Source organism: Ensifer adhaerens, assembly GCF_020035535.1.
Taxonomy (GTDB): domain Bacteria; phylum Pseudomonadota; class Alphaproteobacteria; order Rhizobiales; family Rhizobiaceae; genus Ensifer.
On the sequence record NZ_CP083351.1, the window covers coordinates 676184 to 700509 of the forward strand.

The 24326-nt window shown below is 57.1% G+C and carries 28 protein-coding genes and 2 pseudogenes; 9 read left to right on the plus strand and 21 right to left on the minus strand.

Annotation, left to right across the window (positions count from 1 at the left end; translation table 11 throughout):
* Positions 1-115: 115 nt before the first annotated feature.
* The 4 genes from LAC81_RS37905 to LAC81_RS37920 all read right to left on the minus strand — a co-directional run bounded on the left by LAC81_RS37905 (position 116) and on the right by LAC81_RS37920 (position 2940).
* Positions 116-754, minus strand: a complete 639-nt coding sequence (locus LAC81_RS37905; RefSeq protein ID WP_223730691.1) for a response regulator — start codon at positions 752-754, stop codon at positions 116-118.
* Between the two features lies 1 nt (position 755).
* Positions 756-1232 carry a hypothetical protein gene (locus tag LAC81_RS37910; RefSeq protein WP_223730692.1) on the minus strand — a complete coding sequence of 159 codons (477 nt, stop codon included), beginning with the start codon at positions 1230-1232 and terminating at the stop codon, positions 756-758.
* The gene (locus LAC81_RS37915; protein WP_223730693.1) at positions 1229-1873 is read right to left on the minus strand and encodes a BON domain-containing protein; all 645 of its coding nucleotides are present in this window, start codon (positions 1871-1873) and stop codon (positions 1229-1231) included. Before LAC81_RS37915 ends, LAC81_RS37910 begins: the two co-directional genes overlap by 4 nt.
* 101 nt (positions 1874-1974) lie before the next feature.
* Positions 1975-2940 (minus strand): SDR family oxidoreductase, encoded by a 966-nt coding sequence (locus LAC81_RS37920; protein WP_223730694.1) that lies wholly within the window; start codon positions 2938-2940, stop codon positions 1975-1977.
* 254 nt (positions 2941-3194) lie between these two features.
* On the opposite strand from LAC81_RS37920, the gene LAC81_RS37925 reads away from it, so the two are divergent.
* Positions 3195-3572 carry a hypothetical protein gene (locus LAC81_RS37925; RefSeq protein WP_223730695.1) on the plus strand — a complete coding sequence of 126 codons (378 nt, stop codon included), beginning with the start codon at positions 3195-3197 and terminating at the stop codon, positions 3570-3572.
* Between the two features lie 107 nt (positions 3573-3679).
* Positions 3680-3967, plus strand: a complete 288-nt coding sequence (locus tag LAC81_RS37930; RefSeq protein ID WP_223730696.1) for a DUF1236 domain-containing protein — start codon at positions 3680-3682, stop codon at positions 3965-3967.
* Positions 3968-4453: 486 nt separating this feature from the next.
* On the opposite strand, the gene LAC81_RS37935 is transcribed toward LAC81_RS37930, so the two are convergent.
* Positions 4454-4891, minus strand: a complete 438-nt coding sequence (locus LAC81_RS37935; protein ID WP_223730697.1) for a CBS domain-containing protein — start codon at positions 4889-4891, stop codon at positions 4454-4456.
* 395 nt (positions 4892-5286) lie between these two features.
* Entirely contained in the window at positions 5287-5781 is a 495-nt protein-coding gene (locus tag LAC81_RS37940; RefSeq protein ID WP_223730698.1) for a ferritin-like domain-containing protein, read from the minus strand.
* Positions 5782-5936: 155 nt separating this feature from the next.
* Here LAC81_RS37940 and LAC81_RS37945 point away from each other — a divergent pair, with 155 nt between their 5' ends.
* Positions 5937-6167, plus strand: coding sequence for a hypothetical protein (locus LAC81_RS37945; protein ID WP_223730699.1), 231 nt, complete (start codon positions 5937-5939; stop codon positions 6165-6167).
* Positions 6168-6440: 273 nt separating this feature from the next.
* On the opposite strand, the gene LAC81_RS37950 is transcribed toward LAC81_RS37945, so the two are convergent.
* Both LAC81_RS37950 and LAC81_RS37955 read right to left on the minus strand, forming a co-directional pair.
* Positions 6441-7220 (minus strand): DUF1236 domain-containing protein, encoded by a 780-nt coding sequence (locus LAC81_RS37950; RefSeq protein ID WP_223730700.1) that lies wholly within the window; start codon positions 7218-7220, stop codon positions 6441-6443.
* Between the two features lie 276 nt (positions 7221-7496).
* The gene (locus LAC81_RS37955) at positions 7497-7712 is read right to left on the minus strand and encodes a hypothetical protein (protein ID WP_223730701.1); all 216 of its coding nucleotides are present in this window, start codon (positions 7710-7712) and stop codon (positions 7497-7499) included.
* A gap of 219 nt (positions 7713-7931) precedes the next feature.
* Between LAC81_RS37955 and LAC81_RS37960 the strand changes: the two genes are divergently transcribed.
* Complete coding sequence (locus LAC81_RS37960; protein ID WP_223730702.1) at positions 7932-8147, plus strand: hypothetical protein; 216 nt, start codon at positions 7932-7934, stop codon at positions 8145-8147.
* Positions 8148-8325: 178 nt separating this feature from the next.
* Here the strand turns inward: LAC81_RS37960 and LAC81_RS37965 are convergent.
* The 3 genes and pseudogenes from LAC81_RS37965 to LAC81_RS37975 all read right to left on the minus strand — a co-directional run bounded on the left by LAC81_RS37965 (position 8326) and on the right by LAC81_RS37975 (position 12978).
* Positions 8326-9020, minus strand: a pseudogene (locus LAC81_RS37965) (IS5 family transposase).
* 72 nt (positions 9021-9092) lie between these two features.
* A complete protein-coding gene (locus LAC81_RS37970) occupies positions 9093-9509 on the minus strand; it encodes a response regulator (RefSeq protein ID WP_223730703.1) in 417 nt (138 codons plus the stop codon).
* Positions 9490-12978, minus strand: a complete 3489-nt coding sequence (locus LAC81_RS37975; RefSeq protein WP_223730704.1) for a chemotaxis protein CheB — start codon at positions 12976-12978, stop codon at positions 9490-9492. The genes LAC81_RS37970 and LAC81_RS37975 overlap by 20 nt, the downstream gene beginning before the upstream one ends.
* Before the next feature lie 249 nt (positions 12979-13227).
* On the opposite strand from LAC81_RS37975, the gene LAC81_RS37980 reads away from it, so the two are divergent.
* Both LAC81_RS37980 and LAC81_RS37985 read left to right on the plus strand, forming a co-directional pair.
* Positions 13228-14208: a chemotaxis protein CheB gene (locus LAC81_RS37980; protein WP_223730705.1), complete on the plus strand. Its 981-nt coding sequence runs from the start codon at positions 13228-13230 to the stop codon at positions 14206-14208.
* A 170-nt stretch (positions 14209-14378) separates the two neighbouring features.
* Positions 14379-14552, plus strand: a complete 174-nt coding sequence (locus tag LAC81_RS37985) for a DUF1328 domain-containing protein (protein ID WP_223730706.1) — start codon at positions 14379-14381, stop codon at positions 14550-14552.
* Between the two features lie 126 nt (positions 14553-14678).
* Here the strand turns inward: LAC81_RS37985 and LAC81_RS37990 are convergent, their stop codons facing one another.
* The 5 genes from LAC81_RS37990 to LAC81_RS38010 all read right to left on the minus strand — a co-directional run bounded on the left by LAC81_RS37990 (position 14679) and on the right by LAC81_RS38010 (position 16754).
* Positions 14679-14918: a hypothetical protein gene (locus tag LAC81_RS37990; RefSeq protein ID WP_223730707.1), complete on the minus strand. Its 240-nt coding sequence runs from the start codon at positions 14916-14918 to the stop codon at positions 14679-14681.
* Positions 14919-15067: 149 nt separating this feature from the next.
* Complete coding sequence (locus LAC81_RS37995) at positions 15068-15343, minus strand: DUF982 domain-containing protein (protein WP_223730708.1); 276 nt, start codon at positions 15341-15343, stop codon at positions 15068-15070.
* A gap of 34 nt (positions 15344-15377) precedes the next feature.
* Entirely contained in the window at positions 15378-15713 is a 336-nt protein-coding gene (locus tag LAC81_RS38000; RefSeq protein WP_223730709.1) for a hypothetical protein, read from the minus strand.
* Between the two features lie 105 nt (positions 15714-15818).
* Positions 15819-16406 (minus strand): cysteine hydrolase family protein, encoded by a 588-nt coding sequence (locus LAC81_RS38005; RefSeq protein WP_223730710.1) that lies wholly within the window; start codon positions 16404-16406, stop codon positions 15819-15821.
* Positions 16407-16496: 90 nt separating this feature from the next.
* The gene (locus LAC81_RS38010; protein ID WP_223730711.1) at positions 16497-16754 is read right to left on the minus strand and encodes a hypothetical protein; all 258 of its coding nucleotides are present in this window, start codon (positions 16752-16754) and stop codon (positions 16497-16499) included.
* A gap of 662 nt (positions 16755-17416) precedes the next feature.
* Here LAC81_RS38010 and LAC81_RS38015 point away from each other — a divergent pair.
* Complete coding sequence (locus LAC81_RS38015; RefSeq protein ID WP_223730712.1) at positions 17417-19528, plus strand: catalase; 2112 nt, start codon at positions 17417-17419, stop codon at positions 19526-19528.
* A gap of 72 nt (positions 19529-19600) precedes the next feature.
* Here the strand turns inward: LAC81_RS38015 and LAC81_RS38020 are convergent.
* Positions 19601-20555 (minus strand): annotated as a pseudogene (locus LAC81_RS38020) (3'-5' exonuclease).
* A gap of 816 nt (positions 20556-21371) precedes the next feature.
* Here LAC81_RS38020 and LAC81_RS38025 point away from each other — a divergent pair.
* Positions 21372-21593 carry a hypothetical protein gene (locus LAC81_RS38025; protein ID WP_223730713.1) on the plus strand — a complete coding sequence of 74 codons (222 nt, stop codon included), beginning with the start codon at positions 21372-21374 and terminating at the stop codon, positions 21591-21593.
* Positions 21594-21634: 41 nt separating this feature from the next.
* Here the strand turns inward: LAC81_RS38025 and LAC81_RS38030 are convergent, their stop codons facing one another.
* The 3 genes from LAC81_RS38030 to LAC81_RS38040 form a co-directional block, all read right to left on the minus strand.
* Complete coding sequence (locus LAC81_RS38030) at positions 21635-21820, minus strand: DUF3606 domain-containing protein (protein ID WP_223730714.1); 186 nt, start codon at positions 21818-21820, stop codon at positions 21635-21637.
* A gap of 195 nt (positions 21821-22015) precedes the next feature.
* On the minus strand, positions 22016-22306 hold the full coding sequence (locus LAC81_RS38035; RefSeq protein WP_223730715.1) for a hypothetical protein: 291 nt from the start codon (positions 22304-22306) through the stop codon (positions 22016-22018).
* Complete coding sequence (locus LAC81_RS38040; RefSeq protein WP_223730716.1) at positions 22303-22485, minus strand: DUF3606 domain-containing protein; 183 nt, start codon at positions 22483-22485, stop codon at positions 22303-22305. The genes LAC81_RS38035 and LAC81_RS38040 overlap by 4 nt, the downstream gene beginning before the upstream one ends.
* A 172-nt stretch (positions 22486-22657) precedes the next feature.
* On the opposite strand from LAC81_RS38040, the gene LAC81_RS38045 reads away from it, so the two are divergent.
* Entirely contained in the window at positions 22658-22906 is a 249-nt protein-coding gene (locus LAC81_RS38045) for a hypothetical protein (RefSeq protein WP_223730717.1), read from the plus strand.
* A 445-nt stretch (positions 22907-23351) separates the two neighbouring features.
* Here the strand turns inward: LAC81_RS38045 and LAC81_RS38050 are convergent, their stop codons facing one another.
* Positions 23352-23717: a hypothetical protein gene (locus LAC81_RS38050; protein ID WP_223730718.1), complete on the minus strand. Its 366-nt coding sequence runs from the start codon at positions 23715-23717 to the stop codon at positions 23352-23354.
* Positions 23718-24326: the final 609 nt, after the last annotated feature.

Here is a 24326-nt window from a genome sequence, read left to right on the forward strand (position 1 = left end):
ACATACTCCTTGCGTCTAGTCGTTTCGGGCACACAACCGACGCCGCTTGAGTTTGTTCCGGAGCGGCACATTTCGACAAGGAGGCCGACTTCTCGGCGCTCTACATTGGGCGTCCTTAATTCAGCCCGTAGGGACTCTCCAGGTGAATGGCGACCATCATCTCATGCAGCCACTGGTCCAGGGGTTGGGACCTGCAACGCGAGGCGACCGAAACAATCGCGCGTTCAAGCGTGCGTTCGACCAAGTAGTCCGCGGCCTCTGCATTTGGGGTAAGCTGGCGTGCTCTCAGGCGCAATCCCGGTATGAGGTCGATCACTGATTGGTCGGGAACACCCAGACCGGCAGGAGCGAGGGTAGACAGGTTCTGCAAGTACTCTTCGAAAACAGCACTAACCAGGTCCGCCGAGCCTGCGCATTTGCTCAGGCGGGCAACGGACTTGAAGCGCTCCGGCACATTCATCGTGTCATATCCGCTGTAGAAGATCACCGGCACCGATCGACGAACAAGCTCGTCGGCAACCGGAAAAATCAGCTCTCCGTTGAGGTTGATGTCGAGCACGGCGACCTGGATGTCATCAGCCGACGAGAGGCTCTCCATCGCCTCGCGAAGGGTGGGCGCGGGCCCTATAATGGTCGCCCCAGCGCGTTCGAGCCATAGTGCGATGTCGTTTGCGACAAAGAACTCGTCCTCCGCAACCAGAATCCGCAAATGCTGGAGATCGGGCACCATCTGTTGTCTGATGTTCTTGGCCACGTCACTCCTTCCTGCGCGGTAGGCGGGTTCTGGCGGGGCGCCGGCTCTCGATAGCTCTTTGAAGCCTGGTTGCCAGGATCAGAATACGATCCGGAATATCGTTTAACTGGGCCGGCGCGCTGATGCTGGCGGTCGCTCCAGCCTCCGGCTCTATCGACTGAGGTTCAGGAATAGTAACCTGTCGCTTCTGATCACGGTCGCTCCTAGAAGACATAATCTCGTTCCTCGCCTTCTCTCGCGCCCATTCTTTGCTGTCTTCGATAAGATCCAGTAACGATACCCCGGCTTGACCAACATGCCAAGCCTTGCCTGAAGCAATCACAATTGAACGCGGCTTAGTGGGGCCCGACATTTCTTTGGTACATTGCTCGGTGACACGCGCGGTTTGCGGTTTTTTCTGCGTCGGAATCAGAATTTGCCCGCCCGAAATCCCGTCCGGCAGGCGTCCCAAACGATCACGTAGAATTCCGAAGCTCAAAAGGTCTCGCCCTGCCTGGCTGAAGGAGCGTTATCGGAGGAACGAACACGCAAATTGTTCTGGACGTGGGTGACCCCGGACACCATTTCGGCGCAATCCTCTGCGCGGCGCTTGTCTTGCCGGCTCGATACCTCGCCCGCCAGGGTGACCTCGCCCGAGGCTACAGCAACATCGATGTCGGACGCGTCGAGCCAGGGATCGTCGGTCAGCCGATCGTTAACGTCTTCTTCGATCCGTTCGTCTGCCCTTGTGTACCCTTTGGGTCCCTTTCCACGGAACTGGTCGGCTCTGCGTCGGGAAGCTGCCTCCTCATCGCCAAACCACGAGGCAACCTCATCGCCGGCCCGATCCATGAGCCCGCGCTCCCGACCAAAGCGATCGTTTCGGCGCTGCTCATAACGGCCGCGTTCCGCACCATAGCGGTCCTGGTCGCGATATGATCCCGAAGGACCATAGGACGGGTAATCAAGGTCATCTGTTCGCCAATCCGACTGCTCGGCTCGGTCATAATCGGAAAGCGGGTCACTATTGCCATAGTTGTGGCTTGAAAATTCCCCACGTCGTTGGTTCCCATACTCACCCGAGCGCGAACCATGTCGACGACCGTAGCGTTCTTCCCTTTCGTAGCGGTCCTGTGCCATGGGTAAATCCTCCTGATTGGCTGGCTCTTACTTGAACCGCCACACAACCCGCAACAACCCAACCGGTTCCGCGCTGAACAGGCCAACGTTACAAAATGCCGTCACCTTTGCCCATTGCTGTGGATTCGCCAGAGCACCAGTAGGCCGATGCAAAGCGCCGCGCCCGCTGCGATATCAACAGAGCCGACCACGCGTCCGTTGCCTAAATCGCCCTCTACGTGGCCAGGGGTTTTAATCGGGCCAAAGAGGTTACCGTGGCTATTTCCGGTTCGCGCCGACCGACGCAGAGAACGCAACATCATGCCGGCCAATATTCGTGTGGTCAGATTGGGAGCGATGAGGTGGGCAAATCGGGCGACATTCGTCAGGATGCCGAAAGTTGTCGTCGGGCGCGGATTTGCCGCTAACCGGACAATTGCCCGAGCAGCCTTGCGAGGACTGTAGGCTCCGACCGGAACCGGCAGCTCACGACCGGTATAGTTTGCTCCATGCGATAGCCCAGGAGTGTTGAGAAACGTGGGGTATACGTCGCAAATGTGGATGTTCGGTTGATCGGCGAGCTCGGCTCGCAAAGCCTCCGAGAAACCCTTGAGGCCAAACTTGCTGGCCGAATAGGCAGACGCAAAGGGTGCCGCCGCCAGACCTCCTACCGAGATCATGTTGATGAAGACCCCGCGGCCCTGTTTCTTGAAAATCGGAATCGCGGCGTAGGCATCGTTGATGTGACCAATTAAATTTGTTCGAATGATGCTCTCATGCGCTTCTACAGGCGTGTCTTCAAACTTGCCGACTGCGCCGGTACCGGCGTTGCTGAACCATACGTCGATGCGGCCAAAGCTGAGCGCTTTTTCGGCGAGACGCCGTACCTCTACCATTTTGCCTATGTCAGTTGGTTCGACGAGAACCTCCGCCCCTAGCTCCCGGCAGGTCTTGGCAACGGCCTGAAGCCCACCGCCGTCGCGCGCTGCAAGCACTAGACGGGCCTTGTTTCGAGCAAACTCCTCCGCCACCGCCTGCCCGAGGCCGGACGAGGCTCCCGTAATCACCACTACGGCATCTTTTGGCATGATCTATCCCCTTCTCATAACCACATCGTCAGGCGTCTCCCATCCGGCACCGGGCAGATACGCTTCGAGGGAAGGGCAAACAGGCAGGTTTGCAGAGAGGTTGCCGCTGCCCCGCGCCGATACTTCGAAAGTCGAGCCCAACTTTTGAGAAGGGCTGGGGTTCCATGTTCGCCGAGCAGAGTGCCGGGCGGGTGGAACCATCAGGGGCGCCCACCGTTTTGGAATGCACAGTCAAGAGTTGAAGGAGATAGGCGATGGAGATCGTTGGCAATCAGATGTTATCGGAGCATTCCGGCGATGTAACAATCGAATGGGTCGGCGACCAAGGGGAAGTCGTGTCAGTTCGCGTTCCCGTCTCAGAGGCGGAAGGCGCGAGCCGGGAAACGGCGTTTGATCGTGCGAAGCAAATTTTGAGGGGCGTTACCGAGTTCGCCGAAGCTTCGAGCGGACTGAAAGACGATTTCGCCGGCCGGGGGCAGTCCAAACCGAGCGCGCGGCGCCGCCATGACGGTGAAGCATTGGAGGAGCAGCTGGTGGAAGGTCTGGAAAGCTCTTTTCCTGCAAGCGACCCCGTCGCTCCGACAAGCAGCGCCGTTGCAACCGGCCGCACGGACCCAACCAAAGCGCAATGACAATGCGATGCTCGGACGCTCATTGTCTCTGGATCAGTCATCCGCAAAGAGTGGGAACCGTTTTTGAACGAACGGGTTTGACGCAAGCAATCCAAGGAGGTTTGACCATGAAGAAAATCATTCTTGCAGGCATTCTGGCCGGTTTATCGTTCAGCGGAATCGCACTGGCGCAAACCGCAACCGTGACTGTGCCCGGCGAGGTTCGCACCTACGTCCTGAAACAGAAGAGCCCATCCGTGAAGTTTAAGGGAGATGTTGTCGTCGGCACGCGTGTGCCGGACAGCGTTCAGATACTAACGATCCCGGATCAGCCTGACTACGGATACGTGGTGCTCAATGACCAAAGAGTGGTTATCAACACCAAGACCCACGAGGTGGTCGAAATCGTGCAGTAATTGCTCTGAGTTTTAGACCGAGCAGTGAAATCCCACCGCAGTAGAGCGGGCGGCTGAACGCGACCTTGTTTACGTGTCCGACAAGGACCCGGGTCATAGCCGCTCGCGGTCGAAAGGGCGCTCATGCTATGGCCAGACGGCGCTTCTGTCACGGACGGGAGTGCGCGATAAAACGCATCAAGGCCCTTGGGCTTCCGCCCGCAAAGGAGACCTCCAAGTGACGGGCTAGATGTACGAGGCAGAAAGCCAAGTATGGCAACTCACAGTTTTCGCCACTGCACCCCCTCGAATCCGCTTGCGGCACAGACAGCTACGATCCAACAACGCCTCTCAAGCAGCATTTACAAGTGAGAGAAGTTGGTCTTCAGTTGGACTTCAGGAGGCAGCGAGGACGGCGCATTCGAAGGCGCCTTCACGGGATGATCTTGGAGGAAATCGGCGAGCTCGTGGAGCGAGACGCGGAAGGCAGCTGTGAACGACGCCCGATCATTGTTTCAGCTTCTGCAAGCCAGATTCGACCAACGAAGCCACACCGGGATGCCGGCCGACTATATCATTCAAGGCGAGGATACCGACGGCTCTTCGGGTCTCGTCGATCACCACCAAGCGACGGTGTCCCGCATCCACCATTTTTTGCGCCACCCCCAGTATATTGTCGTCCGCAAAGCAAGTTTCCGCCGAGACCTTCATGAATTCGTAGACTGCGGTCGTCGACGCCAACCCCTTGGCAACAACCTTCACGACAAGGTCCCTGTCTGTGACGATTCCCAAAATGGCTCCCACGCTGGGAGCTTCAACAGGCAGCATACTGACGCCCGCCTCACTCATCAGACGAGCGGCCGATTGCGCGCTGTCGTTGGGCGAGATCGAATAGACAGTCCGGGTCATGAGCGATCGGGCCGATTGTGCGTCAGGGGCGTCCATTGGCGAGGCTCCTGCCGTTGATCGACGCCGGGACATGGATTTCATCCACCGGCTGTTTTGGGTGTGGAAGGTCGACATGATCGGGAGGCACAACCTGCTGCCGCAGGACATTTCTTCTACCAGGCCGGTATCCGTACCATTCGGGATGTCTTTGACGGGGCGGCAACTGCTTCAATGGGGGTCTCACGGGATCTAAACCTTTCTATAACTCATGAGAGCAACGCTCTTCTTGAGGGTTCGTTCCAACCGCGGGTCGAAGTCACCTAAAACAAAATCACTCTGTCGTTCCCAAACACGCAACGAGAAGGCCGCTTCTCGTTGCGTGCCGACCAGCGACAGATGATCCTGGCACACCTGCCGCCGACAGGGACAGGAAACTATATAGGCAGGCGAAATCAGGCAGCCTTTGCCTTAACGTTGGCAGCAGTCAACGCCAGTTTGCTCAAGAGCTTGTCGGTGTTGCCTTCTTCCTGCAGCGTCTGATCCAAAAGTGATACGGCCTCGATCAGGCCAAGTTGTTTCGCCCAGGTCTTGAGGGTGCCGTACCGAGCGATTTCGTAGTGTTCCACCGCTTGAGCCGCAGAAATCAGGCCGGCGTCGAGCGCCGGGCTGCCCTTGAATTCCTCTATGATCTCTTCCCCCTCGGCGATGAGGCCCTGAATAGCTTCGCAAGTCTTCCCTTGAGCGCGTTTGCCGATTATCTCGAATACCTGCTGCAAGCGCTCAACATGGTCCTCCGTCTCTTCGCGGTGCTTTTCAAATGCGGCCTTGCTATCAGGTAGCTGCGCTGCCCGTGCCATCTTCGGCAGCGCCTTCAGTATCTGCCTTTCCGCATAGTAGATGTCTTTCAAAGTTTCATAAAACAGAGTGTCGAGTGTTTTGTCCGGCATGGTGCCCTCCGTTGGCCAGTGGTGAGGCGCACACAACATTTCGACTGCGCAAAGGTTCCCATCCGGGAACAAAAACCCGCCTTTCGACTTTGAAGCGTCAACGCACGCCATTGCTGGCGTAATGGTGGTGCGCAACACTTGAGGGAGAACTCACAATGCAACAGGACAACACCGGTTCAACTCACATCAAGCCGGTTGGAGCGAAGCGCGGACGCAGAAAGGCCATCCGTCCGTTCGAATCCGTATTTCGGGGTCACTACGATCTGACCGAGTTTATCGCGAAATACCGCTTGGCGCCCTTGCAAGCGCGAGAGATTTTCGAGCGTGTGGGGCCAGCCCGCGCCGCGCTCGACAAGTATATGGCGGCGCACGAGGGGAGCCGCTAAGCAAGCCCGACGTTTGGCGGAGAACACGCCGCGACGGCCCTTCGGGTCGAAGGACGCGCTTTTTACAATTTCCCCCTGCTCTTTAAGTGGCGTCTTCATCATCCGGAGGGGGCAAGTACGGCTTCCCTGATCGCCGCTTGCGCAGCGGTTGACTGCTCGACAATCTTGGCGGGCGACCCTGCGGAACGGCGGGGCGAAGGGATAGAGGGAGACGCGGAAGCGCTACTGGAGGCGTGGAGCCGTCCGGAAATCCAGACGGCTCATCGTTAACGGCTAGGCGAGGATCAATACAATTTCGAGCGAAGAAGGATCGACGATCGCGATCCGGCCGTCGGCCAGGACGAAGAACAGGTAACCTTCATAGCGAGGAACAACTTTTACGATCCGCGTCGGAAGCGGTCTCAGCTTGACCTTCGTTGCCTGGGGAACCACGACGCCGACCGCAACATCGAAGTCGACGTCAATAGGTCGTACCTTTTCTTCGCGGATCACCTGTGTAATTTCGGTCTTTTGCTTGACAGTCACATTTGTCGTAGTCGAATTGGAACCCTGTGTTTCCTGGGTCGACTGGGATTTGCTCTGGTTTGACTGTTTCGTGCTACCTTGATCGGTGTTCTGCTCCGTGGAGCTCTGACCGTTGCCTGACTGCGTGTTCGCGCCACTTTGTTGCTGATCGCTTTGTTTCTGATCCGAGCTGCTTTCAGACTTGCCCGGCTGTTGTGTCTTGTTCATATCAGGCTTTTTTTGCTCGGTCGCAGATTGTTGCGTATCTGACTTTTGAGTATCGGCTGACTTCTTTTTGTGTTTCGTTGAGCCTTGAGTTTCATTCTGCTGTGTTGCCCCCTGCGTCTCGTTTTGTTGCGTTGAGCCTTGCGTCTTGGACTCCTTACTCTTTTGGCCATCGCCCGTCGGGCATTGCGTACCAGCCGGGCATTTTGTCGATTGACCCTGTTCGGTCTGCCCCTGCGTGTTTTGCTGCGTTTGGGCGAAGGCTGGAACGCCAACGGTGCTGAGGCTTAGCGCCAAGGTGCTTGTGATAAGAATGTTTGGCATTGGAACTCTCCAACTGGTTGGTCCGCACTGCCGCCTAACCATCACGTTTTTCTAATGTTCCTTTCGCGTTGAATTTCCCGTGTAAATTCAGGTGCCGGCGCTGGCGGTGCTCTTAAGCCTAAGCCGCAGAGGGTCGGTGCAGTCGTTGAGGGAAGGCACGGATGGAAGATGCCAATGATCGCCTCTGCCCAATCTGACAGGGCTTGCCCAGGGATCTTGGCGACCCTTCCTCTAGCGCCGTGCTGCGCCAGCGCCAGCACCTGCGCGGCAACGATTTCATCGGAGTACATTGTTGACGACGATGCCCGATCTTTCCGAGGGGCGTTCCACCCGCTCGAGTTCGGTGATCGCCGCTCGAGCACCCGTCAAACAATCCGGCAGACGGTCATTGGCCTCCTTGACACCATGTTCCACCCTGCGTGACTTGCCGGTTCGTGCGTTGTCGCCCCAGCCTCCGGTGGAGAGCATGTGCGTTGGCGCGACTTTAGGCATCATGGACTCAGGGCCATCTGGTTATGCAGCCCGCTGAGGCGAGGATTGCGGTCGTCGGATACAGGCTACAGCCCGTCAGTATGCGCAGCCAGTAGCACCGGCGCGTGTTTCGATCACGGGGGAAATGCTCTCGAACACTGAACCTATTAATTTGGGAACATCCCGCTCCCCTTGCAGTTATGGGTGCTCTTCGGGAATCAGGTTTTAGGGAGCAAAACCATGGCGGGCGAATACAGATTAGAACTTCATTTCGATCCATTGAGCCATAGGGCATTGTTGACGTGCGGCGCGCATGAATATCTGATGCCCGAGACCTACCCGGATCGAGACGCAGCCTGCGAGGCTGCGCGTCGTTATGCCTGGGAAATGTTGGGTTTCAAGGCCGCCCGTCCCGAGATGACAGGCCCGTGCGACGTGCCGGTCTGGCTTCGATGAGGCGAAGCGGTGTTCCGTCGTCTAGTGGAACCCGAAAAACGAGAGGATGGCGATAACAATAACCACAAGTCCCACGAGATAGATCAGTTGGTTCATAAAGCGGTCCTCCTATTTTGGAACTAACCAACGAAGCGGCATTTCGTTCCAACTTGGAGGAAGGATGTTGGTGGAGAGCGCACTAGGGCGTCGACTCATGAACTTTGACACCAGATTCTCGCTTGAAGAATCTTTCAACAAGGTTCCGCTGCCGATAGACCCAGCGCGAGAACACGAAAGAGCCCTTGCGGTTTGTCTTCGGCGGGATGTTGGCCCGGGCCTTTCGCTCAGCCGCCTTGGCCCGAATGGCATTGCTGTCATACCCCTTGTCGGCCAGGAGGATGTCTCCCTCGCCGAGTTCGTCCGTCGGCGCGCCGGCCTCGGTGCAGTCGGCGATCTGTCCGTCGGTCAGGCGAAGTGTAACGGGGCGACCTTCGGCGTCGACGAGCGCGTGGATTTTGCTCGTAAGCCCGCCGCGGGAACGTCCCATGCCGCCATCATCTCCATCCCCGTTTTTTCCGTGGCCGCATGCTGATGAGCGCGGACACAGGTCGATACGATCAGGACGATGTCGCCATCGTAAGCCTCCGAAACCGCCTCAAGAAGCCGATCCCAGACCCCGGCTTTGCGCCAGCGGACAAAGCGATTGTAGCAGGTGGTCGACGGACCGTAGCGTTCCGGGATCTCCGCCCAGGGCGAACCCGTCTGGAACCGCCAGAGGATGCCATTCAGCACCCGCCGATCATCGACCCGGGGCACGCCGCGCGGCTTGTTGGGCAACAGCGGCGACAGGATCGACCATTCATGATCCGTGAGTTCGTAGCGGCGACGCGTCATAGAGGCTTCCTCATTCGGAAGCCTTGAATCACGACAGGCGATAAACACCAAGCAATTTTATGAGTTTACGCGCTAGGCCAGGAGTTCGCTCTTGTTGCGGCCGGCTCGCAAGAGAAGCGTCGCCGCTTCAACCAGTTCGTCCATTCTGGCAGGCTTGTCGACGAAAGGAACTTTGCCGTACTTCACTGCCATGTCATCAGGCAGTGGCTGCCCACTATAGAAGAAAAAGGGGATTTTTCGTTCGGTCAGCAAATCACAAACAGGCTTTGTCGTGGTGCTGACGAGGCGAATATCCAATACCGCAAGTGAGAGGTCCTCCCGGCTAGCCGCCGCAAGCGCCTGTGGTAAATCAGCAAAAGGCCCGACAACATCCGCCCCGGCCGTCTGCATCGCTGCTTCGACGTCCAGGGCGATGAAGAACTCGTCTTCCAAAACAAGTATTTTCGCGCCTTGAAGTACCTGACCGCCGTTATCGGTCCCCATTGCCATCATGGGTCTCCGGAAGCTCAATTTTGATCGTGCAGACCAAGCCGGACGGGTTAAAGTCACGTGTTACCGTCGCACCCGGCAAGCTTTTCTCGATCATTGCACCGCCAAAACCCTGTTTGGCGGGCGGCTCGACCGGCGGTCCACCGCTTTCCTCCCAGACAACTATCAACTCGCGGTGGTTGTTCCCACGTTTCCAGCTAAGCTTCACGCGACCGTCCTCGGTGTGGAGGGCCCCATACTTTGCAGCATTGGTGGCAAGCTCGTGCAGAACGAGACCAAAAGGCGTGGCGAGCGACGGTGGCAGCTCAAGCGGTTCGCCTTCCATCTGGAGTTTTTTCTTGTCTCCGCCGTAAGCGTTCAACTGGCTCATGGCAAGTGTCCCCAATTCGGCCCCCCTCCACTCCGATTTGAACAGCAACTGGTGGGCGCTAGCCAGAGCAGACAGCCGGCCTTCAAAACGCTCGACAAATTCATCGCTTGAGCTCGTCGCACGCAAAGTCTGACGGGCAAGTGACTGAACAACTGCAAGGGTGTTCTTGACGCGGTGGCTGAGCTCGTTGACGAGCAACTGCCGGCGTCTCTCCCACCGCTTCCGGTCCGTTACATCCCGGGTGCTTTCGAGCACAAGCCGCCGGTCGCCGAGGGGGAGCAATTCGATTTGACTTTCGATCGTCAGGACCTGCCCGGCCTTGGTGGTGTGGCGCAGCTCACCACTCCACTGACCGGAGCCGAGAAGCGACTGACGTAGTTGCTCGAAAGACGATCCGGGCACGTCGGTCTTAAGCAGCTCTTCTTTTCGCTTGCCGACGGCCTCGTCGCGCGAATAGCCGTACAGCTCCTCGCTGCCGCGGTTCCATTGTTTGATCCCGTTGTCGAAGTCCCAGACAAAGATCGGCGAGCGCGAAAGGTCAATAAGGCGCGAGGCCTGTTCGAGGCGCTGCTTGCTTTCCCGTGCGACTTCTTCGGCTCGGCGTCGCTCCGTGACGTCGACAAAGGTTGCAACAACGCCGTCTATCTTGTCGTCGATGGTTCGGTAGGGCCGTATGCGAACGAGATACCAGCCGTCGTTACGGCTTTTGACTTCGTGCTCCACTGGTGCAAGGTTTTCAAGAACAGACCGTGCGTCGGCCGCCAGGTTCTCATACTCAAGCTGGTGCGTGAAGTCGGTGATAGGGCGCCCTTCATCGTTCTGGGTCACGTTGAAGATTTCGGTCAACCGCGGCGTGAAGCGCTTGATCCGCAGCGATGGATTAAGAAAGAGCGTCGCAACATCCGTCGCTGCCATGAGGTTCTGCAGATCACTGTGGGCACGCGAAACACTCTCGAGCTTGAGTTTCAGCTCGTTGTTGACGGTCTGTAGCTCCTCGTTAATCGACTGCAATTCTTCCTTGCTGGTTTCGAGCTCTTCGGCCGTGGAACGATATTCCTCGTTCATCGACTGAAGCTCTTCATTGGCGGCGCGCAATTCCTCGTTTGCGGCCTCTGATTCTTCTCGCGTTACTCTCAGTCTGTTCTGCGCGAGCTGTAGTTCCTCTTGCAATTGGCGGATCGTCTGGTTCACCGCTGGTCTGTCATCGGGGTTCTCGGATAAGACCTCCTCTGTCTTTTCGAGCGACTCCCCCTCGATGAAGAGGACCAGAACGTGCCGTGTCGGATCGCCGCTCTGAATGACCGGCTTGACCTGGATATAGACCCGGTGCTGTTGCCCTTCCAGGTGCGCGAGGATTGGCATGCTCAGGGTCGCTTCGTTTCGCTCGAACGCCCTGTGAAGCGCTGCCCGAAGGTCAAAACGAAACTCTTCTCGCACGAGATCGGTCGCATCGGTACTGACTGGGCCACCCGATGGGCGTAGGAACCGGCCAGCGTTCTCAGACAGATGGATGGCGCGATGGCTTTCATCTACCAGCATGCTTGGGGGAGCAATCTTCTCGAGCATCTGGCGGTGAAGAGCGACGTCGCTGATGCTGCCGCCGGCCGACGGCGGACGGGTGAAAATCGGTGCGCGTTCGGCAGAATGGTGCGGTCCAAGCAATACCGGCAGCGCCGGTCGACGGTCGTTGTTGCTTGCGAGAGATCGATAGATGCGCGCTTCCCGGTCGACGGTCCGAAACAGGCCGGCAGGATGGTCTGCATTTTCGGAAGACCCGAGGAAGAGGAACCCGCCAGCATTGAGGGCGTAGTGGAAGGTGTTGCAGACTTGCTGTTGCAGCGGCCGATCGAGATAGATCAGCAAGTTGCGACAGGAAATCATATCCAAATGTGAGAAGGGGGGATCGCGCAGAAGACTATGACTTGCGAACATGACGACGTCGCGCAGTTCGCGGCGGACACGGTAATGTTCCCCTTCGCGCTGAAAGAACCGGCGCAACCTTTCCTCCGAGAGGTCGCTCTCAATGGTCATCGGGTACCGTCCTTCCCGGGCGATTGCTAGCGCCCGATCGTCGAGATCAGAACCGAATACCTGAATCTCCGGAGAGAGGTCTCTGCGGGCCGCTTCCTCAAGCAGGAGGATGGCGATCGTATAGGTTTCCTCCCCCGTGGCGCAGCCCGGTACCCACACCCGGATTCTCTCCTCCATTTCCTTTGTGTCGAAGATTTGGGGAATGGCGTTTTGCATTAACGAATTGAATGCGGCCTGATCGCGAAAGAACATAGTGACCGAGATCAAGAAGTCGGTGAAGAGCGCCTGAGACTCCTCCGGCGTATCACGCAGATACGTGTAATACTCGGCAAGCGTCTCCTTGCGTGTGACCTGGGCTCGTCGCGCTATCCGCCTGAGGATGGTTGCGCGCTTGTACTGAGAAAAGTCGTGACCAGTACGGACCCTGACATGCGCGAGGATCCGGCCGAGCAAGTCCTCATCTCCGGATCGAACATAGGTTGACGGAAGGTGATCGCGTGCCGCAAGAAGTTCGGCGAGGCGATCCGTGATTTCGGGTAGCGGCAAAACGAAATCCGCCATCTCGGTAGCGATCGCACTGCGCGGCATCGAGGCATATTCAGCCTCGTTCGGATCTTGAACCAGGACTATCCCACCGGCTTCCTTGATGGCGGTGACGCCGATCGCACCATCGCCCCCCGCTCCCGTGAGGATTACAGCAAAGGCCGGCCCGTGGTCTTCAGCAAGCGAGCGCAGGAACAGATCGATTGGTGCCCTTCGCGCGTGCTTTTCTTCGAATGGAAGCGCTGCGATCGTTCCGTCTTCGATTTTCAGTCGCCGGTTCGGGGAAATGACGTAGACATTATTTGCGTTCAGCGGTGCGTCACGGTCGACCTGCGTCACCGGCATGGACGTATGCGCTGCGATGATGCTGGCGAGTTCGCTCCGATGCTCGGGATCGAGGTGAACAATGACAACGAAAGCCGCATTCGTGTCGTCGGCCATCTGGTCGAAGAAGGTCTGGAGCGCCTGAACCCCACCTGCCGAGGCACCGATCGCTACGATTGGTAGATCTAGTTCTTCGTCCATACTCCACCTCCTGCCGTCAGCCCCTTCGTCGGATACCACCGCGAAAACGAGTTCACGCCTATCTCTGTCACTCAGTGCAATTTTCACCCACGGAACGGCCGAGCATTCTACACCCGACTGCACGTTATAGGCAGAATCCTTATAGCAGCGAGGCTTCCGATACCAAGTGGATTTGGGAAAACTTCCCTATCTCAAAAACACTTTAGAACAAATTTACAACTGGTTGGTTCTGGTCCAGGGAGAAAGCACATGGGCACCCGCAATTTCATCGCAATAGGCGGGTCGGTTGGCTCGGTCGCAGCTGTGAAGCAATTGCTTTCGCAGTTGCCGGTCGGGTTTGCGCCTTCAGTCTTTATCGCCCTTCATGTCGGCGCGCGGGGGAGCAACCTTCTGGCGGATATCTTTGCTGAAAACGCGCCGATCCCGGTCACAACAGCTGTGGATAGTGAGACCATTGAAGCGGGACATGTCTATGTCGCTCCAGCCGATCGTCACCTGATCGTAAGCCAGGGCTTGATCTGGCTTGGAAAAGGGCCGCGGGAGAACCTCTCACGTCCGGCAATTGATCCGTTATTCCGCTCGGTTGGAGCCGACTACGGCGCTGCCTCGATCGGACTCGTTCTTTCGGGCATGTTGAACGATGGCGCAGCTGGCCTTGCTGACTTGAAGCGTTGCGGCGGGATCGCCATCGTCCAGAACCCAGCAGACGCCGAAGCGCCAGACATGCCAGTGGGGGCTCTGGCGGCAACCGACGTTGACTATCGCGCCTCTCTTGCTGATCTCCCAAAACTCCTCGTCAAGCTCGTCGGCGAACCCGCGGGCTCCTCTCCTCCCGTCGCCGACGACATCAAGCTCGAAATTGACATAGCACTTGGACGGCAATCGGGTGCCGCAGTGATCGCCGAAATCGCTGGCGCAGTGCCGTTGTCCTGTCCTTCGTGCGGGGGGGTACTCTCCCAGATCAAGTCATCCCCTCCTTTGAGATTCCGCTGCCAGGTTGGCCATGCGTTCACTTCTGACGTACTTGCATCAGACGAAGAAGGAACGGTTACCGGTGCAGTACGGATGGCGCTTCGCGTCATCGAAGAGCGCATCACACTGAGCGAAAAAATGGCTGAGGACGCCCGCCGAAGTGGGCGCAAGGCGGCCGCGCTTGCGAACGAAAAACGGGCTGAAGAAAGCCGAGGTTATGCCGAGGTGTTGCGGCGAGGATTGGCCGAAGGCTTCTAGAAAATTGTCAGCGCTTAAGGGCGGAACGGAGGCTTCTGCCGCTTGGCTTGACGTTGTCGAGTGGTAGGTCATGGCACTTGGAACAAACTCTCAAACCAGGAGTTCGAAATTGGCTGCCCTGGCTATGCGTGCGTTCAGCGCACGATCGCGTCGATTGAGAAGGAGTCGTTATGCTTAAATGGGCCCTAATTTTCTTCGTGGTCTCGGTTGTGGCGGGCTTGCTCGGCTTTACGGGTCTGTCGGCCGCATCTGCCGGCATTGCCAAGATTCTCTTCTTTGTCGCCGTGGCGATCTTTATCATTTTTCTTGTACTTGCCTTCATGGCGGGCAGCATCGCTTTTTGATGCGGCCTGTTGGCCCCTCCAAGCGCAATATTTTTGGCGACATGAGAGGGGCTCGGCAAGTTTCACTCAGCCCGTCCTTAAGACCCGGGGCGCAACTAGGCCGGGGAGCGCCAACACGTGCCGTTTTCAAGCTGGAGACAAGCGGTAAATCTGGCCATAAAGATGCAGGCCGGCTCGAATTTCCGCAACGCGCCTTTCGGCCTCCTCAAACGAATATGCCTCCAGCGAAAGCGTCCAGACGCGCCCGTCAAACCGATATTCCAAACCATAATGGAAGAGGGGACGACCGAATGCATCTTGCGAGACGCAATCGCGATCGGGCGCCTCGAGCGCCGACCGAACTTGCTGCAGATCGATTATCTTCATTTCCACATTCCCGTTCGTGATGTTATTTGCGTACAAGTGTCAATGAAAATGGCTCCTCATGGGCGCAATCGGTTGCTGCGGATCTTTGCTGCTGGTCGGTGGCCCCCTGCGGGGAAGCCTGCCATTGCAGGCCCCGTTCATCTATTCCATCAGGGCGGTTTCGCGTCAGTCCAGGATTTTACCCGCCAGCCTGCTTCCTCGGCCGCCTCGAGAAATGCCTGCCGGGCGGCGTCCGGGGTGGTTGATCCTAAAAGGCCTGCCTCGCAGGTGGTAACTGCCGCGGCTTTCGCCGATCCACTTTCCACCGGCCAGTGGTTTTTCAAGCAGAGATAGGCGTCGCGGGTGCTTTGCACCTGGAGCACCCGGCCATCCCGATCAAGGATCACGGGCTCGTCCCAGAGTCGGTCTACCTCTAGATTCGTCATTCTTTGATCCCTTCTTTCTCGTATGCGCCGGTTGTCACAGTTTTCGCTTGTCGCCGATATCACCGGGGTGCTCTTCCGCCCCGGCAATCGCGTGGAGAGACCGTTGGCTCTGCGGTTGGCCACCGATCTCTATCCTGGCACGCACTTCTGCGCGCGTTAGGATCGTCCTCATCTCCTCGGTGAGGGCGTATTGAAACGCAAAGTCTGCGTCCGGGACGACACCCGGATCCTCCTCGTGATCCTGAACCACCAGGTCATCCCGAAGATGGAACATGATCCTCTCCCATTGTTCTGGAAGTGACGCACTCGACGCCAGCAGTGCAGTCAGGATTTTGCGATGTGCAATTAGCTGCAGTTCCAGTTTCTCCATGGTGCAGATCCTGTTGAAAGGTCTTCAAACTCCGCCCAGCGAAGTTGGTTCCCATCACAAGGGCTGGCCAGAATTGACGAGGCTCGCTTACAGTACCGCTACAGGTCATGCCGAAGGCATTGCCATCAACCATTCTTCGGTGGTTGCGATTTCGACTTGTACGGAAAAACGATTGCCTAAGAGCAGGAGCGCGGCATCATGCGTTGTGTCGGCGGAACTGTATACGGCATCTTTCAGCAGGACCACGTGCATGCCAAGATCAATGGCACCCAGCACCGTCGCCAGAACGCAAACATCGGTCTCCCCGCCCGTAATGACGATCTCCTCGACGTGATCGTGGATTAGGAGCCGCTCCAACGTCCCACTCAGCCATGGAGAATAGGTGCGCTTGTCAAGAATCCGCGCCGGCGGCACCAGACGCTGCAAGGGGGAGATAAGATCGATCAGTCCGGGCTCCAGGCGTGTCGCCGTCATCATGGGCCACTTATCGTAGTAAGTGCGCCACATGCCAGCCATGTCTTGAGACGCGGTCGGAGGCACAAATCTCGTAAATATGGTGTGCTGCGCAGATCGTGTGGCGACCTCCGTCACCTGGTCGGCGATCTTGCTCATCCATTTTGCTTGCCAAGGCGTTTCCTCCTCGAACATGCGCTGCATATCGACACAGAGATGCACCCATTTTCCCGTTTTCATTGCTACCCCATCAAGTTATAGCCATGACCGCAACGGGGGCCGCCGTGAACTCCGTCATCAACGTTCGTTTGCTCACCACGCTCATCATGGCTACCATTGCCGGTGGCCGTTGATGACAGCGCGCCAGGACCCCGCTGCAGTCGCATCTATCTTCCGGAATTCGATCGCCAAGCCGACCACCATTGCCGCCGTGATCGCAGCATTCTCAAGTTCACATTTGCGCCACTGACTATCCTGGTTTGCATTGGCAGGCCCGGCAAACACCGAAATGGACAGAAGCGCTATCGAAAACGCTAAATCGCCGGCAATTGGCGTTAGCGCTAGGGCAGCATCAGCGGCGCTTTTCACCTCTGTCCCTCCGCCGGCGTGCGACGGGGCAGTTGTACTGACGAAAACCACACTTGCGACGACATTGCAAACGGCCATGCGCAACCTTGTGTTTCGAGGGATCCGCCGCAATTGGGGACGCGCTTGCTCGGGCATTGGGCGATTGGTTTGTCGGTCATCGGCAGAGCCCATCGTGTGCTGAAAGGCTGCCATACAGGCGCGATGAGGCAGTCTCTGGTGATTGATCAAGCTGGCAGTGAATGCGAGGCGCGTCGGAAACAACCGCAAAGTCCCCAGCCCAATCACAATCGCCAGCAGCACATCTTGCTGAAAGGTCGTATTCGATCGCCTCGCGGACTAAGAGCCTGAGATCCGACTGAACGACGCGATGGCAAACTTCTGTCGGTTGCGGCGATATGGTGATGCGAGATCCTTCTTCCATCGCGGGCCTCCAACAAAGCTGATTGCTTAACTAAAGTGGTCGTCTATGTACTTTCACTTCTGCACCAACGTGGCAGAACGCAATTGAGTTCCGACCGCAAGCAAGCTGGGGGGTCTTTTCGGACGACTGCGGCCTTTCGGTTTTGCCACAAGGCAGCAAGGAACATACCGCTCCCTTCGAGGTTGGGCTGCGCGCAAGGCGCATCACTCATTCGCTTCACTCATTCTCAGGGAACATCGGTATGGCCAGATCTGCCAAGCAGACATCGAACAAGCGTTCCAACATCCGCGGCGAAAAACTCGTTCGAGGCAACGGAGGGGAACTTCATCAGATGGCCGAAGGGGATCAGAATGTCCTCACAACCGCGCAGGGCGGCCCCGTTGCAGACGACCAAAACACATTGAAAGCAGGAGAGCGAGGTCCCGCATTGCTGGAAGATTTCCACTTTCGCGAGAAAATCTTCCACTTCGACCACGAACGTATTCCCGAGCGTGTTGTGCACGCACGCGGCTACGGCGCCCATGGGTATTTTGAAACCTATGAATCACTGGCAGCCTATACCCGCGCCGATATTTTTCAACGAGCCGGAGAAAAAACGCCCGTCTTCGTTCGCTTCTCCACCGTCGCCGGATCAAAGGGGTCTTTCGATCTCGCGCGGGATGTACGCGGCTTTGCCGTCAAATTTTATACCAAGGAGGGAAACTGGGACCTCGTCGGCAACAACATCCCGGTCTTCTTCATCCAGGATGCAATTAAGTTCCCCGACATCATTCATTCGGTGAAGCCCGAGCCGGACCGTGGGTTCCCGCAGGCGCAGTCGGCCCACGACAACTTTTGGGACTTCATATCGCTGACGCCGGAATCCATCCACATGATCATGTGGATCATGTCGGACCGGGCCATTCCTCGCTCGTTTCGCTTTATGCAAGGTTTCGGGGTTCACACGTTTCGGCTGGTGAACGCAAAAAATGAATCCATTTTCGTGAAGTTCATTTGGAAGCCAAAACTGGGCATGCAATCAGTTGTGTGGAATGAGGCCGTGAAAATCAACGGGGCTGATCCAGACTTCCATCGGCGTGATCTCTGGAACGCTATTCAGTCTGGCGACTTTCCGGAATGGGAGTTGAACCTACAGCTTTTCGACCAGAATTTTGCAGACAGCTTCGACTTTGACGTCCTCGATCCTACCAAGCTTATCCCGGAAGAAGTGATCAAACCTATGCCTGTCGGTCGGCTTGTACTTGATCGAATGCCGGAAAATTTCTTTGCCGAGACCGAACAGGTGGCGTTCATGACACAGAACGTGCCACCTGGCATCGATTTTTCAAATGATCCCCTGCTGCAGGGACGGAATTTCTCGTACCTCGATACACAGTTGAAACGGCTCGGCAGCCCGAATTTCACCCATTTGCCCATCAACGCTCCCAAATGTCCGTTCCACCACTTTCAGCAGGACGGGCATATGGCTATGCGCAACCCGGTCGGCCGCGTCAATTACCAGCCTAATTCATGGGGTGAAGGACCAAGAGAAAGCCCCCAGCACGGTTTTACCAACTTCGCTGAGGAGATCGAAGGCCAAAAGCTACGGATACGCTCTGCAAGCTTTGCCGATCATTATAGTCAGGCACGGCAGTTCTTTATCAGCCAGACGGCGACGGAACAGCGACATATCGCGATGGCTTTGACGTTCGAGCTAAGCAAATGCGAAAACCCGGCGATCCGTGAACGCATGGTCGCCCATCTTCTCAATGTCGATGAGACTCTCGCTGAGACCGTGGCGGACAAGATTGGCATCGAGAAGTTGCCTGAACCGGCCGACGCCGCCATGCCCCCCCGGGACGATCTTCCTGCCTCCCCGGCGCTCTCGATTATCAAAAACGGCCCCGCCAGTTTCGCCGGCAGGAAAGTCGGCGTCCTTGTGACCGCAGGAGCCGATGCGGGGCTATTGAATGCGCTCCAGGCAGAAATCGAAAAGGAAGGTGCCGTCATGGAAGTGATTGCACCGAAAGTCGGGGGCGTCGCTGCTGCCGACGGCACCTTGGTGAAAGGCAAGCACATGATTGATGGCGGTCCCTCGGTGCTGTTTGACGCAATCGCGCTTGTTGTTTCCCAAGAGGGGGCAGACAGGCTTCAAAAAGAAGCCGCAGCCCGCGATTTCGTTGCGGATGCCTTTGCCCACTGCAAGTTCATCGCGTTTTCGCCCGAGGCGCAGTTACTTTTGAGCCAGGCCGGGATCGATCCCGAACCGGACGAGGGTTTGATCGCACTTGACGATCAAAAAGCTGCCGGGAAATTTGTTGAAGCCTGTCGCAAGTTGCGTCTTTGGAGCCGAGAGACGACGGTGAAGCTTTAGACAAAGCGCCGCGCGCTATAGAATTTGGGCGGTTTGCCGCGAACCGCCCAACCGGGCTTACCCAAGGGGTTCCTATGCTTTGAAGCGATCGAAAGCCGTTAAACGTTTCGTAGGCGGATCGGCATCCCATTGATAGATGTCGGACCGTAAAAAGCGAATTTCCTCCCCAAGGCTATCTTCGGCAACTTCGTTCCACCAGGATTTCGGTCGTCCGTCGCTGCCATCCGACCAGCGGTAGCCGCGCGCCTTCAGGTGATCCTTCATGTCATAGGGGCTGTTTTCCGCATAGACGCGGACGCGGGATCTTTGGCTCGCCTCAAAAAGCTCGGCAAATGCCGTCCGGTTTGCCTCCCCGTTGTCGCGTGCCAGAAACTCAAGCAGAGCGAAGCAGTCGTCGAGCGCACGGTGGCCTTCATGGAAGTACCCCGATTGCCCTATCAGATAGGCGAGTTTTGTTCCTTCGAAGCCTCGTGAAATCCAATCGATTTCTGACACCGAGCATGCCCAGGCCTTATCAGCGAACATGGGGGAGAAAGCCTCGCAAAATGGACGATCGAACCCGGCGTTGTGCGCGATGAGGAGGTCGGCGGGCTCGATGACTTTACGCAACGCCTGAGCGTCGATGATCTGGTCGTAGACCATTTCGTCTGTAATCCCGGTCACGCGTGATCTCTGCGGGAATTGGTGCGCTTGGCTGCTGTAGACCCCCATAGACCGCAATGACGTCGCCAATACTGCCGAGGAGGTCGAAGGTGAACGCGATTGTGCCGATTTCGATGATTTCGTCCTTGCGGTGATTGAGGCCTGTGGTTTCCGTATCAAGGATTACTCCTCGCAATGGAAATTCCGCTCGCGCGACCGTCGAGATTGGACGGGGCTGAAGCTTTTCAAGGACGCGATAGCGACCAGTAGCCCTCAAATGCCGAACCATCTGATCTTCGCTTATCCCCGGCTTGCGCTCAGTCGCTGAATCGTCGTTGCGGCTTGGTTGTCCATCCCGGACGAAGAGGTCGAACTGCTGCGTCATACGTTTTTCCAACTCGCGAAACCCTTCAATCGGTCTAGGCCACAAACGGCTATAAGCGATCCGGGAAGAAAGTGAAATCGTGCAATGTACGACCTTGGGTCACCAGCACCGACGCCGCCATCGCAAACAGCTTCTTGGCGACGTGCCGGTCCCCTCCGCTGCCTGCGAGCAATCCGATACGCGGCTCACGCCGCCAAACCTTTGAGGCGCCATGACGTTCCACCATAGGACCTCAGTCTTATCCGCAACGGCAAAGGTCCTAATTTGCTTGTTAAGTGAACGGACAGCGTTAGCTCCCCCTGTAGCCCACGGCGTTTCGGCCCTAAGCAGCCGTGGGAGGTGACGGCTCCAGGCCCATTCTCGAAGTCCCCGCACGCCGGGCCTGGTGCCGCTACCTCACCGATGCAACTCTCAACGGATAAGAATTGTCATGGTAACCAACGGGGGTGCTTAAACACCGACGGAGGTCCCACACACCGCGGCCTGGAGCCAACTTGGGACTGCTGCGCCGAGGGCGAGCATGTCCGGACCTTTCGGGGGTTAATTCAGAGTACGGATGGAACGGCTCTTTCTGATCAACGCAATTATTTTCGATAAAAATTGGATATCTCTTCGCGGCCCATGCGCTTGCACCGATGTGATCGAACAGAAAGCGAGCCTGGGCGGCCCCGACCAAGCTCCACTAAGCGGTTTCCGGTCCCATCCTGCGGATCCTCCAGCTGTCGCGGCAGCCTCGCCGCGGTCGGTCACCTCGAGCTAGCGAGTAGGCCAGCTTCGACGTTCCAATCGGCGGATCCGGTGATCCATGAGCAAGCGATGCAGAACGATCGTCTCGGCCTGGGTTTTCATTTCTCGAAGTCTTCTTCGATTGTTGACATGAAGGAAGTAGAGGTCCTCAAAGGTCGCCAGGACATTGCGCGCGACCCGTACCTCGCGGCCCCCTTCCTCGAGGGCGCGGACGATCTCCGTCTGCAAGACAAGATGACGTTTTGCGGCCTCAACTTGGCAATCTGCCATTACGAGTCCGCGTTCGATTGAGGCCAGGCTCGTCATGCAGCACTCAGTTGCGGACTTCGGTTTCACGGGCTCCCCTCTTTCCCGCGTAAATGCGCCAGCACCTTGTCGCGTGCTGGACTTGCGATGCGAATTGCCTCGAGAGCCTTTTGTCGGATCACTTTCGCAGTTTTCATGATGTAGGCGACTTCATGCTCCTGCGTGGACACGAATTGTCTGTCCCGGCCTTGTTTCTTGGGGTCGTCAACCATGGTCTCCTCCGCTTCAATCGGTCGGTAACGTGTTATTCAACAGGAAGGGGCTAATTAAGGATCGCCAAGAAGACCTCAATCAGGACTTCGGTGTACGTCCAACATCCGATCACGCCATTGGTTCCCAGGGGTGACAAGGAGCGCAGATCGATGCATCGCTTGCTGTGACAAGAGGTCTCTCTTTAGATTGCGGGCCTACAGCCATCGTTGGCGCAGAAATGACCCTCGCTTGGCTTGCGCCTCGACCCGCAGCCTTCGAAGTCGTTCGAGTGACGCGGCATGTATGTCGAAACTTTTCTCAAAGGTAGTCAGCAGCATCCGAGCGATGCGGGTGTTCTTCCCGCTTAGATCCGCCTTTTGTATCGTCTGTCGCTGCATGGTGAGTTGATGGCTTGCCCGTGCAACACTTCCTTCCGCCATTTGCATCTGGCGATCGATCAATGCGAGGTCGATCTTGACGCCCTTGCGCAAGCGATGTCGGATCATGGCGCGACCTCTCGGCGTTGACGGAGGTATGCCAGTACTGTTTCACGCGCCGGTCCGACGGTTCTGATCGCCTCAATGGCCTCCCCCCGCGTGACCTTTCCAGCCAGAACGATATAGGCAATTTCCTGCGTCGACACGAAAGGTGTGCCGTCGCGACGCATTCTCAGATCGTTGAGCATCGTCTCTCCCCGAAAGAGCGGCCAGTCTATCTGAACCGTTTACTAAACTGCCCCAGTCAGCCTCGGGCCGCATCAAACTCTCAAAGCCCGGATTGGTTCCCTAGCAAGGGGGTGCTCTGCCGGAACCAACCGCGTTCTTCGGCGTTAGCCCCATTGAGCGACGGAGGTTGCCATGTTGTTCCGCATTCGGGCCCAATTGACGGCTAAGGGGGAAACAAGCTTTATAGCCGACGAAGCCGACTGCGTTCGTTGGATGATCCGCGCGATGGGGCTTAGCGAGAAGATGGCCACACTCTTCCTCACAGGCGTTGCGATGAGGAATGCGCCATTGGAGCTCTCGCATCCGCATGGTCTGAAGATTGATTTTGCGACTGGGGACGGGCGTCAAAGAAATCTCATGACAATAATGACGAAGACGTGAAGTCGCCGATTTAGAGGGAACCCCTGCGAGCGTGGTTTTGAGCCGGGCTGTCGGCATCGGCCGTGGCAACTACAGCCCCCGGATGCACACTTTTGGCCCCTTGTCGCGTTTGGGGCCATTTTTTGCCGTCGATCGACGTCGGGTTGCCGGGCAAACAACGGAACCTCTCTGTAGGGACAAGGATATTGGTCACGGCAGCGTGCGATGACCCGGCGGCCGGACTTCGCCGTTCCTCCATTCTGCAGGGATCCAAACAATGGCCTCGTAACGCCGACGGGCCTCCGGCAGCTGCGGAAAGAAATGCTCGGGCTTTTCCCAGTTTAGAACGGGTTGAGAGTATAAGGTTCCTGCTGGTTCGGCAAAATCGTTTGCGCCCGGTGGAACGCAGGAGACACCGATCGGAAATCGCTGCGGGAGATCACCGAAACGGCCCGAAAATGTATCGCTAAAGGGCAGCTATTGTTTCGGCGATCTCGCGCAAGGGGATTGGTTTTTGAAGAAGCTTGACGTTTGCGAAATCAACAGGGATCGAACCTGGATCGTAACCGGTCACGAATACGAACGGCACGCCACGCTTAAGCAACTGATGCGCGAGTTCAAACTTCGCTCCACCGCCGCCCAGATTGACGTCCACGACAGCGGCAGTTGGTGTCAGTTCTGCTAGAAGCTCGACCGCTGCCGCTTCAGTTGGGCAGGGTCCTAGAATGTCGGCTCCCGCTTGGCGAAGGGCGACTGCCATGTCGATCGCTGCGTAGTAGTCGTCTTCGACGATAAGGATCGCATTTCCGCTGAGATCCGGTGTTCCCGTCATATCCAGGACTCCTCGATAGATCTTTTGACGGCGCGGGGGCGTCGGTTTCCGCGGCGCCAATCGGCAGCTCCATGTGGCACCTGGTGCCCTCGGGTCTAACCCCAAGGCTGCCGGATCAGTAAGCTCGTAGGCCCCAATGCATGCGGGTCATTCCCCTTTTTAAATATGCTTGCAAACGCAACCGTCCAGATCGCAGGCCGGGTGCCAGCAGCGAGTAAAAATATTTGTTCTCGGTCCGTAATTCTGCCGGAACCAAAATAATATTCAAAGGTTCTAATTCGTCGCAAATTCCATGGCGGTTCAGCCCTGGTCAAGGATACGCGATAGCACCAGAGCGATCCGGATCGGAGCGCTTTGGTGCTTTGTGAAGGCACGCGGGATAGGGGGAGCTTCGAAATGGGGCGCAGGGACGGCGATGAAGGGCAGGACACGGCATTTTCGACGGGATTGCCAGTCGGGTTGATGCTAGTCGCAGTGCTCGGGATCATTGTCTATCTGATTTTTGGCAGCACTTTTCCCGACGGCGGTCGGAAAATGGTCGTTCATCTTCCGAATGCAGCTTCGATCCCGCAATAAACCCGTTAATTGAGGTGGATGGAATGAGTTTAA